Genomic DNA, 13,747 nt, shown 5'->3' with positions numbered 1-13,747 from the left:
ACCACATTCTGGCGGTAGCCACCGCTCGCTCCGGCGCACACCTTATGGCGTTCGGCCCGGACAACACGCGCTCCAAGCACCGAGGACGACGTCGCAAAAGGCTCCGGCTCCAGGTCCGCTCTTGCCGCTTGCGTCACGGCGCCCGCCAGACACGGGCATGCCTTGCAGAGTCTGGGGCGGACGCATGCATCGTCGACTGTTGATCACGAATCGCGAGGAGGGGCTACGCTCGCGCCGTACCCTCACCCCCGACCCCTCTCCCGGGGGGAGAGGGGAGTTGCCCTGCGGCGCGCGCCGTCTTCTTCGCAGCGATTTTTGGAATCGCGCCTGCAAGCCGGCGCTCTTGCCAAGACGCAGCGCACAACTCCAACGAAAAAGCCGCACCCGGCATCGCCGGGCACGGCTTCGGTTGCATGCCGCAGGCAGGGATCAGCGCGCAGCGGCAGCGCCCACACTGAACAACTGGAACTCGCGGATATGTGCGGCGTCGACGCTGGACAGGATGTTCAGGCGCACGCGCGAGGCGGTGACCGCGGGGAAGTGATCGATCTTCATGTGGCCGATCGCCTGTGCCTGCGCCACCTTGACCCAGGCGCCGTCGCGGAACACTTCCACCGCGTACTTCTGCACCAGTTGGCCGTCGTTGAGCCATTCCATCGAGAGCGCGGTGTCGAAGGTCACCGGCTGCTTGAATGCAGTTCCAGGGTGGCGTGGTGCGAGCCGTCCGGTGCGCTCCAGAAGGTGTCGCGGTCGCCGTCCACCGCCGCGGCGATACTGTCGTCGCTCTTGAGCCGGCCGCGCACCAGGTTGCGATCGGCGCCGTAGCGCGCCTGCAGCGCCTGGCCCATTTCCTCCAGCCGCTTGACGTCGGCTTCGGGCGGCAGGCCACGCTTGCCCGGGGCGATGCCCAGCACCAGTTGCCCGCCGCGGCCGACGCTGTCTTCCCAGATCTGCACCAGCTCGCCGACGCTCTTCAGCGTCTGGTCGCTGTTCGGGTGCCAGAACCACTGCAGCTTGTGCAGCGGCGTATCCCCCTCGACCGGGCGCCAGCGCAGGTCGCCGTGGCGGTCGATAGCGTTCCAGTTCTCGCCTTCGATCACGCCCGCTTCGTTGCCGACCCAGCGCACGTCGCCGTACTCGAACAGCGCGGCGCCGGCGAAGTTCTCGGCGAGCAGCGGCGGCGCGGCCAGAACATTCAGGCCGAATGCGGCCAGCCGGCGGAGCGGAGAGAGCGGACGGTCCGGCATTGCGATTCCGCGCAATCGTCGGTCGGGCAGACAGGGGGCGCTACCGGTGGTGTCAGCACATGGTATTTAATTGATGATAAATAGGTATTCCCATTTGCGGGCCAGGACCGTACCACATGATGTCGCCTTCGCTGTTTCCGTTGCTGTCGCTGTTCGCGGTGCGCGCTATCGCCGGCCCGGCCGCCGTCGCCCCGCCACAGGCACCGCCCTCGCCCATCGTCTATAGCGAATTCGTCAACGCGCAGGCGCCGACCGCGCAGTGCCACGCCTCCACCTTGGTGGAAACCCGCGACGGCCTGCTCGCGGCCTGGTTCGGCGGCCGCCACGAGGGGGCCGACGACGTCGCCATCTGGGTGGCGCGTCGCGATGCGCACGGCTGGCAGCCGGCGCAGCGCGTGGCCGACGGCGCGCAGCCGCAGGGCAAGCCGTTGCCGACCTGGAATCCGGTGCTGTTCCAGCCTGCGCAAGGGCCGCTGCGGCTGTTCTACAAGGTGGGTCCGGACCCGAAGCGCTGGTGGGGCATGCAGACCACGTCCAGCGATGGTGGCCATCACTGGTCCACGCCCGAGCGTCTGCCCGACGGCATCCTCGGCCCGATCAAGAACAAGCCGTTGCAGTTGCCGAGCGGCCGCATCCTCAGCCCCAGCAGCAGCGAAGACGCCGGCTGGGTGGCGCACATGGAATGGTCCGACGACAACGGCGCGCACTGGACCCGCGGCCCGGCGATGAACGATCCGGCCAGGATCGGCGCGATCCAGCCCAGCGTGCTGCTGCACAAGGACGGCCGACTGCAGGCGGTGGGCCGCAGCCAGCAGAACCACGTGTTCAGCACATGGTCGCGCGACAACGGCCGCACCTGGGAACCGATGACCCTGCTCGACCTGGCCAATCCCAATTCCGGCACCGACGCCGTGGTGCTGGCCGACGGCCGCTCGCTGCTGGTCTACAACCCGACCGAGGCAGGCAAGGACTGGTGGGACGGCCGCGGCGTGCTCGCCGTCGCCCTGTCCGCCGACGGCCTGCACTGGACCCGCGTGCTGACCCTGGAAGACAGCCCCAAGGACGAGTTCTCCTATCCCGCGGTGATCCAGGCCCGCGATGGCCAGGTGCACATCAGCTACACGTGGAAGCGCACGCGGATCAAGCATGTGGTGCTGGATCCGAAGCGGCTGGGCGCGGAGTCAGCGGCGCCTGCCGGCGGCGGGTGAATCTTGCTCGGGGCCCGGGGCCCGGGACCGGGGACCCGGGAAAGCAAGAGCAAAGCGCTGCCGTAGCAGAGACAGATCAGGCTGGGGGATGCGGCGTTCCGGGTCCCGGGCCCCGGGTCCCCGGTCCCGGCTCCTCCAGCAACGCCACCATCCGCCGCACCCGCGCCACATCGGTCTGCATGCGGTCGCCGCCCAGGCTGCGCACATGCGGATGCGGCGACGTCGCCCGCGACGCCAGCGGCCCACGCGCCGAGCCATGGAACTCGCGCGCGCCGGTGCGCGCACGCAACTGCGCCAGGTTGGCTTCGGTGACGCCGGACCCCGGCATCACGCTCAAGCGCGTGCCGGCCTGCTGCACCAGCTCGGCGATCAGGTCGGCGCCGTCTTCCGCGGTCTCGCGCGCACCGGAAGTCAGCACCCGCTCGCAGCCCAGCGCGATCACATCCTCCAGCGCACGCCGCGGATCGGCACTGACATCGAAGGCACGATGGAAGGTGACGCCGAGCGGCCCGGCCGCGGCGATCAACTCGCGCATCGTCGCCGTGTCCACCTCGCCGTCCGCGGTCAGCGCGCCGAGCACCACGCCGTCGCAGCCCAGGCGCACGCACTGCTCCACGTCGCGACGCATCGCCTCCACTTCGGCAGCGTCGAACACGAAATCTCCGACCCGCGGACGGATCAGCACGTACAGCGGAATGCGCAACCGATCGCGCACCGCCGCCAGCGTGCCGAACGACGGCGTCAGCCCACCGCCATCCAGGCCGCCGCACAATTCCACCCGCATCGCCCCGCCATCCTGCGCGGCCAGCGCCGAGCCGATCGCATCGGCGGCCACCTCCAGGCCCATCGGCACGCTCCCGCTCATGCCGCCGGCGCCGCGAAATGGCTCTGCCCGGGCAGCAGCAGATCCTGCCGCTGCGCATCGCAGACCGCGTAACTGAAACCGGGCTGGATCGCGAACGCACCGACCTCGCCGCGCTTGTTCATCGCCAGGAACCCCACCTGCAGATCGCGGGTGAGTTCCGGCTTGCGCCGCACGATGCGCATCACCACCTCGCGGCAGGCCTCGGCCGGGCTCTTGCCCTGCCGCATCATCTCCACCACCGCGAAACTGCCGACGTTGCGGATCACCTCCTCGCCGACGCCGGTGGAAGTCGCCCCGCCCACCTCGTTGTCCACGTACAGCCCCGCCCCGATGATCGGGCTATCGCCGACCCGGCCGTGCATCTTCCAGGCCATGCCGCTGGTGGTGCAGGCACCGGACAGATTGCCGTGCGCATCCAGCGCCAGCATGCCGATGGTGTCGTGGTTGTCCTTGCCGCCGGGCAGCGTGCCGCGGCGATAGGCACGGTTCTCGATATTGGCCTCGGGTGCGTAGTGCGACGTCTTCAGCCACTCCTTCCACGCCTGTTCCGACGCGGGCGTGAGCAGCTTGGTGCGCTCGAACCCCTGCGCCAGCGCGAACTGCAGCGCGCCATCGCCGACCAGCATCACATGCGGCGTCTTCTCCATCACCCGCCGCGCCACCGAGATCGCATGCACGATGTCCTCCAGCGCCGCGACCGACCCGCAGCCGCCGGTGTGATCCATGATGCAGGCATCCAGCGTGACCCGCCCATCCCGGTCGGGATACCCGCCCAGCCCCACCGTGTGATTGTCCGGATCCGCCTCCGGCACCCGCACCCCGGCCTCCACCGCATCCAGCGCCGCGCCACCGCGCGACAGCACCTGCCAAGCAGCTTGGTTCGCGGCGACGCCGAAGTCCCAAGTCGAGATCACCCGTGCTGCACCCTGTGGCAAGGGGCCGACGCCGGCCTTGGCTTGCGCCTTGGCCACGGCGGCGCGTGCGCCAGGAAGCACACCGCCCAACCCGGCGGCCAGGGCGCCGAAGGCGGCGGTTTTCAGGAAGTGGCGGCGTTGCGGCATGGGAGGCTCCGGTGTTGGGAGGGCGAGCGGGAGGGGCGCGTGGCCTTACATCATGCGGCAGAGCGGGATGGGATTGAATGGGCTGCTGGTGTCAGGGAGTAGCTTGGCCCGCTCGCTCCTGCAGGATTGCGTGGAAGCAGGCTTGGCCTTTCATCAGACGCAAGGGCGTGTCCCCATAGTCGTCCTGTAAGTTGATATCGGCGCCATGCCTCAAAAGAAGCTTCGCAACCTCAGGATGGCCCCATCTGACAGCATAGTGAAGAGGCGAAGAACCAATACCGCCTTTGATGTCGATGTTTTTTACGAACGGGATAAAAAGCTCTACCACCTTAAGATCACCCTCCATTGCCGCAATGTGCAACGGCGTATCGCCATCCATCCCGGGACTCTCAGGTCCGCTTACCTCGCAATCCCCGAACATTGCCAGCTGCCTGAAAGCGGAAAGCGCAGCCTCCACATCATACGAGCCATTCATTTACTACACCCACATTTATAACTACAAAGTTTCCATTGCTCAATGTAGCGCCCGATGATCAGTACTCATCCATCGAAATGATGATGGTCCGCGTATAGCCCTCAAAATCAAGATAGAGATGCGCTGGCCGTGGATGCTGGGAGAGTTGGCCGATGAGGTCGGCAAGATGACGAGCAGCATCCTCGCCGATGCGCCAGATGACCCCAGCAGGAGAATCGCTCGCTGTTGACGCGCACGATGAGTCGTGTGCCTGCAACGTAATCTTGACCCCCTCACATTCGGGCACCATTGAGGACACAAGCTTATCGTCTGGACATGCGCTCCATGCGTACAGGGCTTCACTCAGCGCCTGCATATCACCGGGTTTCCCCGTGATAATCAGCACATCTTCACCCCTAAAATCGTCACGAAATTCAATTCGCAGCACAAGGATTCCGGCGAGCCATTCGCATCAAAATATTCAGCATGAAATTAGAAAAAACACTCTGGCGCCACCTCACCAAAATCACTGAATTTCCCGAGATGCCGCACCACCCAAGCTCCTTCTTATTAGCAACCCAGGAAAACGATCGCTAATTTCAGGAAAAATTCCTTCCGCCTCTACATTTCTAGCATCTAGAAGCTCCTGCATTAACCTCAAGCCAGCAGCGGTATCCTTAGCCACACCGACGCCATCCAAGAGGGCAATTGCATAATGAAGCTTCGCAGAGTCACTACCGCTCTCGGCAGCCGCCTTATACCAATATGCAGCCTGGCTATCGGACTGACTAACTAAATCACCATTGGCATAACACACAGCAAGAGCATACATGGCAGGAGCGAAGCCCAGTTCTGCCGACCTCGCCAAAAATTTTAGACTTCTTACTTCAAAGTCATTGTCGCTTTCGTCAGCAGAGGAGCTAAAGGTTGAACATAAAAATAGAGCCTCTGGATTCTCCTTGACCACGAGCTCAGCGAGCTTTTCATAAGCGCGAGCATACTCACCACGCTCAATAAAGTACTTGGCATCCGCCAGCAGCAATTGTTCAGAATCCTTATCCATGCGGAATAATCCTATCTCCTTTAGGCCCTGTACAACGACATTGAACATGGTGCGTTGATTTTGCACCAAGATTATCCTTGGCATTCTTTTCAGCCATTCTCTTTGCTTCAGACAAGGTAGCACCTCGCCCATAACTTGGTGCCGACTGCTGATCACCATTAGAGCAGTTATCGGGACTATGTCCATCCTGATTGTCACAAAACATACAACTAAAGCCACCCAAAATCTATCGGGACAAAGAACAGGAACCGCCTTCAACGGCAATATCATCTATAGCTGGCTCATCAGAAGACTGCGAGTACTGAGGATGAGTCCAGTCATAGAGATCAGCCACTGGACTATCTTTTGAAAATTATTCGCAGCTATAGTTAATGCTCTCACCAATAGCCAAGCCCCCCCACACCGACCCAAACTAGAGAATAAAGAGGTGGAGCGCCTAACAAGATGCGTGGCAGTGTCCTCTTAGCGGGATCACCGACTATGAAGCCTGACCTTGTCGTCGTAGTCTCGCCAGTCGGTCGCCATGAATCCATTCTCCATGACTTTCTCCTTAAGCGAACGATGTTAAGCGTCAACGGGTTCTGCCTGGCGTTGGCGGGAGGGCGGCTGATCAAAAACTCCCGAGCGATCAAGCATAACGACTGACAAGAACTTAAAGCCCATTTCATTTACGCTCAAGCAGCTCAAAATCATGCAATGCATCTATGCAATGCATCACTCCGCCCGTGGGCGACTCAATTAAAGCGCCTACTGACAAATAGCCCCACTCGTCGGCAGGATATCTACTAGAAAACTCACCTCTGTCGATGACAGCCACAACAGTACCCGTCATGCCACTTCCTAGATCCACCCTGTCGCCCAACAAAACAGGCTGACCGTCACGATAGTCCATAGCCACACCCATTAGTTAACAAATTCCTGAATTGGTATCGATCCTGGCGGAGGAGGCAGCCCACCTGCGGCATCAGACGCACCGATAGGCCGCCAAAAGCACCAACAATTATTTGGATTCTGGTTTGCCCGATACAAATTGTAATGGTCGCCAGCGTATGGATAATGAGGCGTGGATGGCGGAACCAAGTCATGCCTATAACCAATAGTTCCCGGAGCGATTTGAGTGCCATCCATCAACTTACAAGGCGGACACTTTTTTTCTTCGGGACAGACGACACTTGCAGTTGCTCCACCGGTCAACCCTCCAGCAGCTGCGCCTCCCATTCCGCCCAGTTGAGATCCAACGACAAAGCCCGCCGCATTTCCAGCTACAGGAACCTCAGAGCCTGCAAGCCCCCCCAAAATCCCCCCCCCAGTACCCAATCCCTCCGCCAACAACCGTGCATGTCGTTATCCATGCAGCAGCACAAGCGGGATCTGGAGTCAATCCAAGCGGATCAATAAAAGAGAACGGACTACTGAAGACATAGCTGTAAGAGCTAACTCCTCCCATCAACCCAATCGGATCACTCTGCACATACCGCCCAGTGCCCGGCTCGTAATCGCGGAAGTAGTTCTGATTGAGCCCACTCAACGCATCGTAGCGCCGCCCAAGAAAGCGCATATCGAACACGAACGCCGTCCCGTCCTTGTCCGGATCCTGGTCCGGGGCGGTGGTGCCGAAGGCTTCGCCCTTCAGGTCCCAGCGCCAGATCGCCACGTCGCGAACCGGGTCGATGACGGCACGAGGCGTGCCCAAGTTGTCCGGCTGCACATAGCGCAGCGTGGTCTTGGCCAGCACGCCGACCGGCAGATCGTCCAGCCAGATCGCCTGCTGCACGATCGCACCATTGGCGTCGTAATCCAATCAGTCGCATTCGGTCACGCCACTGGATCGACAACTTTTTCGTAGCTTTGTTAATAACACCACTACACGCCGCGCCGACGCGCGCGGCCGTCGTTCGCCCCAGGGATTACCAGACCGTTTGGCACGCCGCATGGATGTTGACCGTATGTCTATACTCAATCGCTGCGGCATAGCTATTTTGAACCAGAACCCATCCTGATCGGCCGCATTACTCAGTCAGTGGCTTATTCAAAGTCCCGCTAAAGAACTTCCACCTTGTTCTTCTTCGCATCCCATGAAATCAGCTTCATAACCCCGGGCGGCCAGGGTTGCGAAGGCGGAAAATTCGGCGGTAAAGCATACCAAGTTACATGGACATCGCACACGGTTCTGTTAACCAACTGGAATCCACCCATCCTTTCCTCCTTGAGTTTCTCCTTAACTACAGCCGGCAAATCATGATCCACACCAGGAAAAGTTTGGCAAACCTCTCCTGCAGAGGCCGCTGAAATTATTGATACCAAAAAAATTAGAATCCATAGTCTTCGCATTTTCTAGACTCCCGGCGCTTGATTGCATCAAGAAGGTTGCGCTTTGCACTCGCGTCCAGCGGCGTAATTTTACCAATTTTAGAAATGCAATCGATGGTAATAGCATCCGCCCTGCATTCCGTTTCATGAAACTCACGAGCGTAGTCATCACTGTCCGCCCTATAACTTTGGGGCCACGGAGCTGCACCAAGAGGGCGACCCAAACATGCTCCTGGATGAACAGCCTCTAAGAACCTTATATGTTCATTCTCGTGCTTCTGAGTGCATTCACGATCACAACCATTGTTACAGTTACTTACCATAAAGCCCCCCTTGCCATCGCAAGTAGTTAGCCCTAGCTGACCGGCACAAGTTTTGGTGTCCCAGACAACTTCGAGCCCAAATGGATCATAGAGACGAGTGGGCGTACCCAAGGAGTAAAGGTAGGAAGAAGCACCTCCTCTCAACCCAATCGGATCACTCTGCACATACCGCCCAGTACCCGGCTCGTAGTCACGGAAGTAGTTCTGGTTGAGCCCACTCAGCGCGTCGTAACGCTGCCCAGGGAAGCGCATATCGAACACGAAGGCCGTGCCGTCCTTGTCCGGATCCTGGTCCGGGGCGGTGGCGCCGAAAGCCTCGCCCTTCAGGTCCCAGCGCCAGATCGCCACGTCGCGGACCGGGTCGATGACGGCACGCGGCGTGCCCAGGTGATCCGGCTGCACGTAGCGCAGCGTGGTCTTGGCCAGCACGCCGACCGGCAGGTCGTCCAGCCAGATCGCCTGCTGTACGACCGCACCGTTGGCGTCGTAATCCCCCATCCAATGGCCGCTCTCGTCGTACAGCGTGTAGACGTTGGTCTTGCCCACCCGCCGCACCTGCTCGCCGCGGCCGTTATAGGCATAGTTCGCCACGGTGGTGCCACTGCGCTTGACCTGTGTCAGTCGGCCGTTGGCGCCATACACGTACTGCACGGCGGTGCCGCCGATGGCCGTGGTGTTGCCAGCCGCATCGTAGCTGCGTGCGGTGCCGGCCACGCTGCTGAGGCGGTGGCTGGTGGTCGGATAGCTGTAGGTCTGCGTGGTGGTGTTGACCTTGGCGCTGAGGCGGTTGCCGGTGGCGTCGTAGGTATAGCCGTCGATCACCGTATCGGTCGGGCCGTCCTTGAACGCGGTCAGCCGGCCCAGCGGGTCGTAGTCCAGTTTGATGACCGGCGCGGTGTTGCCCGGTGCGGTCAGCGCGCTGAGGTTGCCGACCGGGTCGAAGGCAAAGCCCACCGCCAGGCCGTCGCTACGGGTGTCGTTGACCGCCAGCGGGTGGTAGTCCTGATCCAGCACCCGCTGCATCGGACGGCCGTTGCCGTAGGTCCAGCCAGCCACCGGGCCGAACGGATAGTAGGTGGCCTGGTTCAGCAGCACCTGGCGCGTGCCGCCAGGCGGAGTCACGCCGACCTCGGTGGCCTGGCCCTGGGCGTTGCGCACATAGTCCACCACCGCCCCGTCCGGGTAGGTCAGGCGGCTCAGCTGCCCGGCCTTGGTGTAGGCGTAGCGGACCACGAACACCTTGCCGTTGGTGGACTGCACCTTGCGCACCAGATCGCCGAAGCGGTCATAGCAATAGTCGGTGCTGCCGCTGCCGTCCTGCATCCGGGTCAGGCGGCCCACCGCGTAGGTCTCGCCGCTGGCGCAGGTGCTCTGGCTGACATCGTAGGTGTAGCTGACGTTGAGGCTGGTGGTCGGATAGGTGACCTGAGTCAGGCGGTTCAGCGCGTCGTAGCCGTAGCTGGTCTTGATGTTGCGCGCATCGGTCTGCGTCGCGCGGTTGCCGGCGCTGTCGTAGGTGTACGTGGTGCTGCCGGTGTCCGGGCTGGTGAGCTTGGTCAGGTCGCCCAGGCCGTTGTAGGCGTAGGTGGTGTCCAGGCCCTTGGGGCCGGTGACCTTGGTCAGGTTGTCCAGGGCGTCGTAGCCGAAGGTGGTTTCGGCGGCGATGCCGCCCACGTCCTGCAGCGTGCGCGCCAGGCGGTTGAGCGGGTCGTAGTCGTTCTGGGTGGCATGACCGAGCGCGTCGGTGACGGTCTTGGTGTTGCCGTTGCCGTCGTAGCCAAAGTCGGTCGGATCGCCCTGCGCGGTGGCCTGCGTCGCGAGTTGGCCAAGCTGGTTGTACACCCGCGAGAGGGTGCGCTTGAGCGTGCCCGAGGCGTCCTTGGTGTCCTCCTTGGACCGGTTGCCGGCATTGTCCAGGGTGTAGTGGATGGTGTTGCCGGCGTTGTCGGCGATATCGGTCAGCCGGTGCGCCGCATCGTAGGTGAAGCGGGTGAACGCGCCATTGGGTTGCGTCACCTGCTTGACCAGGCCGGTCGGCCAGTAGTCGATGGCGGTGATGCGATCGTCGCTCTCGCTGCTGTCGTCGGCTCCGCGCACCTTGCTGGCGGTCAGCCAGCCGCGCGGGTGATACGTGTAGTCGGTGATCACGCCGTTGGCGTCCTTCGCCGACAGCACGCGGCCGGCGCCGTCGTAGGCCAGGTACTCGGTGACCTGGCCCAGCGCATTGGTCACCTTCCACAGGTCGCCCTTGCGGTGCGGGCAGGTGGTCGGGGACGTGGCGCAGGTGCTGTCGTCGCCGGGGTAATAGGTAAAGCTGGTGATGTCGTTGACGTCGGTGCGCGCGCCATCGACCGACTTGGGCAGGCCCAGAATCGGGCAGGTGCTGTCGGTCGCCGCCACGTCCGCCGCTTCGCAGTAGCTGTAGGTGACAGTGCGCTGCTTGCCGGTGGCCGTGTCGCTGCTCGTCATCTGCACCGGCTGCAGGCGATCGTTGTAGCTGTAGGACACGGTGCGCCCGCCGGTCTGCACCGACAGCAGTCGATTGCTGCCAGCCGCGGTACGCGTCGTCGTGGTGCGCTCCTGGGGTTGCCCGACCGCCTCGCGCACGGTGTGAATATTCACCGCGACACCGTTCTCGGTCGCTTCGGCGTAGCTGTGCTGGGTCTGGATGCCACGGCGATCGGTGACGCTGCTGAGCCGGCGGCGGAAGTCGCTGGACTGATCGTTGTAGCTGTACTGCAGCTTCCCGTCGGTTCTGGCCACGGTGGCGACCTTCGGCGAGGCACCACCCGCCTCGGTCATCGTGTAATCGTTGACATCGCCCAGCGCATCGGTGACGCGAGTGCCGGCAGCCGAGTAAGCCAGGGTGATGCCGTCGATACCGGCAGCGTGCTGGCTGGAGATCGCACGGCCAACCTCGTCGTAGGCGAAGGTGCTGAAGCGCTGGCCGTCCTCCGTGGTCACACCGGTCAGATGGCGCGGGAACCGCGTGTCCTCATAGTGGTAGATCCGGCTCTTGCCGTCGGCATAGGTGACGCTCGCCAGGCGCTGCTGGTCGTAGCCGTAGCTGGCCAGCTGCACCCCAGCTGAGACGATGCCGGTGATGAGCGCGTCGTCGTTGTCGTCGGCATACACCAGTTCGATGGAGCGCCCCTGCAGCGACGCGATGCTTTGCAAGCGCCCACGTGTGTTGTAGCCGTACACCCACCCGCTGCCATCCTCGGCCATGCGCGAGACCAGCTTGCCTTTGGCATCGAAGGTGTAGATGGCATCCTGGCGATACAGGATCCATTGGTCGCCGTTGGCGACGATGCGCTCGTCCGAGGCGTTGGCCGCGCGATACTCGGCTCCCATCTTGCGGAACGGAACGGCATAGCCGCTACCCTCGATCAGGCCCAGCGTATCGCCCTGGATGGTCAGGTGCAGACTGTGCGAGAAGGTCCAGCCAGGGCCGAAACCACCGGTATTCAGTGCGATACCCGAGTGGTAGTAGCGTGTCAGGGTGATCCAGCCCAGATCCAGGTCGCGCTCGGCCTGGAATTTCTCGCCGGTCTTGACGTCGCAGGGGTTGCCGACCAAGCCGGAGTTGCCGGCGCCAACTGGATTACCTGCCTTACCTTGCTCATCGCCGCACTGCAGAGTGGAGACTTCGATGGTGGCGAAGATCACTTTGTTCGTGCAGCCCTGATCACTGATGTGCCATTGGGTGTAAGGTCGCGCACACTCGGTACGTCTCTTTCGACTGATCGAATCTCCATAGGCATACGTATCGCTGCAGTCCTTGAAAAAGGCATTGACGGTAAACTGTCGCGCCTGCATTTCATACCCAACGTCATACTGCGGGTAAGGACCCGAACTGTTATCCCCCCAATTATTCCTTGGAACGATTTGCGGCGATCCGCACTGAGGTGCCTTTTGCCTCGCCCTCTGTTCAAGCAAAGCATAGGCCTCTTGCTCAGTCGCTATCTTTTCCACATTCCCTGAGGTGTATACCCAATCTTCGTCCTTTGCCTTCTCACGTCCGAGCCAATACGTAATCAGCGTGGCGCCATCCTCTCGAACAACTGAACTCTTGATAGTGTCCGCGTATTGATAGGCATCCTCCTGGTACTTAGGCCCAGGAATCGTCTTGATCGCCGCTTCTGCTTCCGCCTGAGTGGTGTAGGTGCCGTGATCACCTCCCTCCGCGTCGCGGACCACGAATTTCTGCTTCGGCCCTTCTGTCCCGGCGAACGCCGAACCCATGAACAGAAAGAACATCGCCATCACCGGCGCAAGGCGGCTGGCGCCGCCGGAGGTACGTTCGTGGTGCATCGTGTTCATCGCGCGTCCTTGCAGGAAGTCGATCAAGCCAATCGAGTCAGCGGTTGCCAACTGCCTGTCCAGCCGGAGGCCGATCGACGCGCAACAGCGCGCGGCCAAAGGCTCGGCAGTGTTATGGAAGAACCAAACAGGTGGAATGCCCTAGAGGTGGCGGTCGCGTCATCCCTGAGCGACGCAGTACAGCGAACGGGTGCACGCACGTTGCGCATACGACAATCCTTGTCATTACGAGAAGCGATGCTAGACGATGGCCCTATCCACTGGCAACAAGCCGCTGCGGCTTTCGCTCAAGCGCGCATAGCATCGGCCAGGATGGTTGCGGTACGCAGTCAGAAGCAAGGCCGTTGCAAGACGGCCGCCGATCTAGATGACCGCCGCAAACCGCTCCACCACCATCCCCTCGATCGCCTCCAGATCCGGCAGCAAGGCGCTCTGTTCGCCCAGCAGCACACGCATGTGCACGCCCGGCGGGAGGGTTTCTTCGGAGGCGTCGGCGAGCAGGCCGTCGCGGGGGACGGAGATCAGTTGCGGGAAGGATTGGGTGAGCAGTGCGACGTACGGCAGGTCGGGGTTGCCGCCCAGGGCCTTGAGCACGACGATCTTGTTGTTGGCGGCCACGATCTCGGCGCCCAGGCCGGTCAGGCGGGCGAAGGAAACCAGTGGCACTTTCCAGCCGTACCAGGCGATCTGGCCGAGCAGCCAGTGCGGGGCGTCGGGCAGCGGTTCGACCGGCACGCGCGACATCACTTCGGCGATGGTGGCGTTGGGCAGCAACACGCGCTCGCTGCCGGCCAGGATGAGGACACCGCGGATTTCGTCGTTGCTGGCGTAGCTGCTCATGGAGTGACTTCGTCCTGAAAGCGGAAAAAACGCGCGATGCGGGCGCAGCGATG

At 62.2% G+C, this 13,747-nt stretch carries 11 protein-coding genes and 1 pseudogene; 1 reads left to right on the top strand and 11 read right to left on the bottom strand.

Going from position 1 to position 13,747, the window contains the following annotated elements; genetic code table 11:
- Positions 1–429: 429 nt before the first annotated feature.
- Positions 430–681 (bottom strand): hypothetical protein, encoded by a 252-nt coding sequence (locus RAB70_RS09695; RefSeq protein WP_225851514.1) that lies wholly within the window; start codon positions 679–681, stop codon positions 430–432.
- Entirely contained in the window at positions 678–1,247 is a 570-nt protein-coding gene (locus RAB70_RS09690) for an alpha-L-fucosidase (protein ID WP_225851513.1), read from the bottom strand. Before RAB70_RS09690 ends, RAB70_RS09695 begins: the two co-directional genes overlap by 4 nt.
- A gap of 116 nt (positions 1,248–1,363) precedes the next feature.
- On the opposite strand from RAB70_RS09690, the gene RAB70_RS09685 reads away from it, so the two are divergent.
- Positions 1,364–2,455: an exo-alpha-sialidase gene (locus RAB70_RS09685; protein ID WP_148827608.1), complete on the top strand. Its 1,092-nt coding sequence runs from the start codon at positions 1,364–1,366 to the stop codon at positions 2,453–2,455.
- A gap of 76 nt (positions 2,456–2,531) precedes the next feature.
- Here RAB70_RS09685 and RAB70_RS09680 read toward each other — a convergent pair whose 3' ends face one another.
- From RAB70_RS09680 to RAB70_RS09640, 9 genes and pseudogenes are all read right to left on the bottom strand, one after another.
- Positions 2,532–3,302: a copper homeostasis protein CutC gene (locus RAB70_RS09680; RefSeq protein ID WP_148827646.1), complete on the bottom strand. Its 771-nt coding sequence runs from the start codon at positions 3,300–3,302 to the stop codon at positions 2,532–2,534.
- Positions 3,303–3,316: 14 nt separating this feature from the next.
- Positions 3,317–4,381, bottom strand: a complete 1,065-nt coding sequence (locus RAB70_RS09675; RefSeq protein ID WP_148827607.1) for a N(4)-(beta-N-acetylglucosaminyl)-L-asparaginase — start codon at positions 4,379–4,381, stop codon at positions 3,317–3,319.
- 91 nt (positions 4,382–4,472) lie between these two features.
- The gene (locus RAB70_RS09670) at positions 4,473–4,856 is read right to left on the bottom strand and encodes an ankyrin repeat domain-containing protein (protein ID WP_148827606.1); all 384 of its coding nucleotides are present in this window, start codon (positions 4,854–4,856) and stop codon (positions 4,473–4,475) included.
- A 58-nt stretch (positions 4,857–4,914) separates the two neighbouring features.
- Complete coding sequence (locus RAB70_RS09665) at positions 4,915–5,283, bottom strand: hypothetical protein (protein WP_148827605.1); 369 nt, start codon at positions 5,281–5,283, stop codon at positions 4,915–4,917.
- Between the two features lie 78 nt (positions 5,284–5,361).
- Positions 5,362–5,898 carry a tetratricopeptide repeat protein gene (locus RAB70_RS09660; protein WP_170268150.1) on the bottom strand — a complete coding sequence of 179 codons (537 nt, stop codon included), beginning with the start codon at positions 5,896–5,898 and terminating at the stop codon, positions 5,362–5,364.
- Positions 5,899–6,562: 664 nt separating this feature from the next.
- Positions 6,563–6,790 (bottom strand): hypothetical protein, encoded by a 228-nt coding sequence (locus tag RAB70_RS09655; RefSeq protein ID WP_148827603.1) that lies wholly within the window; start codon positions 6,788–6,790, stop codon positions 6,563–6,565.
- Positions 6,791–7,276: 486 nt separating this feature from the next.
- Positions 7,277–7,696 (bottom strand): annotated as a pseudogene (locus RAB70_RS21340) (RHS repeat-associated core domain-containing protein); the annotation flags it as partial.
- A 511-nt stretch (positions 7,697–8,207) separates the two neighbouring features.
- Positions 8,208–12,881, bottom strand: a complete 4,674-nt coding sequence (locus RAB70_RS09645; protein ID WP_267118589.1) for an RHS repeat-associated core domain-containing protein — start codon at positions 12,879–12,881, stop codon at positions 8,208–8,210.
- A gap of 336 nt (positions 12,882–13,217) precedes the next feature.
- Positions 13,218–13,694, bottom strand: coding sequence for a chemotaxis protein CheW (locus tag RAB70_RS09640; RefSeq protein WP_148829659.1), 477 nt, complete (start codon positions 13,692–13,694; stop codon positions 13,218–13,220).
- Between the last annotated feature and the right edge of the window lie 53 nt (positions 13,695–13,747).

It is taken from the genome of Xanthomonas sontii, from assembly GCF_040529055.1.
Classification (GTDB): domain Bacteria; phylum Pseudomonadota; class Gammaproteobacteria; order Xanthomonadales; family Xanthomonadaceae; genus Xanthomonas_A; species Xanthomonas_A sontii.
This window is presented reverse-complemented; position numbering and strand designations above follow the sequence as displayed.

What these genes read in the sequence shown, in the direction of transcription:
- RAB70_RS09655 (WP_148827603.1), bottom strand. Translation starts at nt 6,790, where the DNA reads ATGGACTATCGTGACGGTCAGCCTGTTTTGTTGGGCGACAGGGTGGAT.
- RAB70_RS09670 (WP_148827606.1), bottom strand. Translation starts at nt 4,856, where the DNA reads ATGAATGGCTCGTATGATGTGGAGGCTGCGCTTTCCGCTTTCAGGCAG.
- RAB70_RS09660 (WP_170268150.1), bottom strand. Translation starts at nt 5,898, where the DNA reads ATGGATAAGGATTCTGAACAATTGCTGCTGGCGGATGCCAAGTACTTT.
- RAB70_RS09690 (WP_225851513.1), bottom strand. Translation starts at nt 1,247, where the DNA reads ATGCCGGACCGTCCGCTCTCTCCGCTCCGCCGGCTGGCCGCATTCGGC.
- RAB70_RS09680 (WP_148827646.1), bottom strand. Translation starts at nt 3,302, where the DNA reads ATGGGCCTGGAGGTGGCCGCCGATGCGATCGGCTCGGCGCTGGCCGCG.
- RAB70_RS09675 (WP_148827607.1), bottom strand. Translation starts at nt 4,381, where the DNA reads ATGCCGCAACGCCGCCACTTCCTGAAAACCGCCGCCTTCGGCGCCCTG.
- RAB70_RS09685 (WP_148827608.1), top strand. Translation starts at nt 1,364, where the DNA reads ATGATGTCGCCTTCGCTGTTTCCGTTGCTGTCGCTGTTCGCGGTGCGC.
- RAB70_RS09640 (WP_148829659.1), bottom strand. Translation starts at nt 13,694, where the DNA reads ATGAGCAGCTACGCCAGCAACGACGAAATCCGCGGTGTCCTCATCCTG.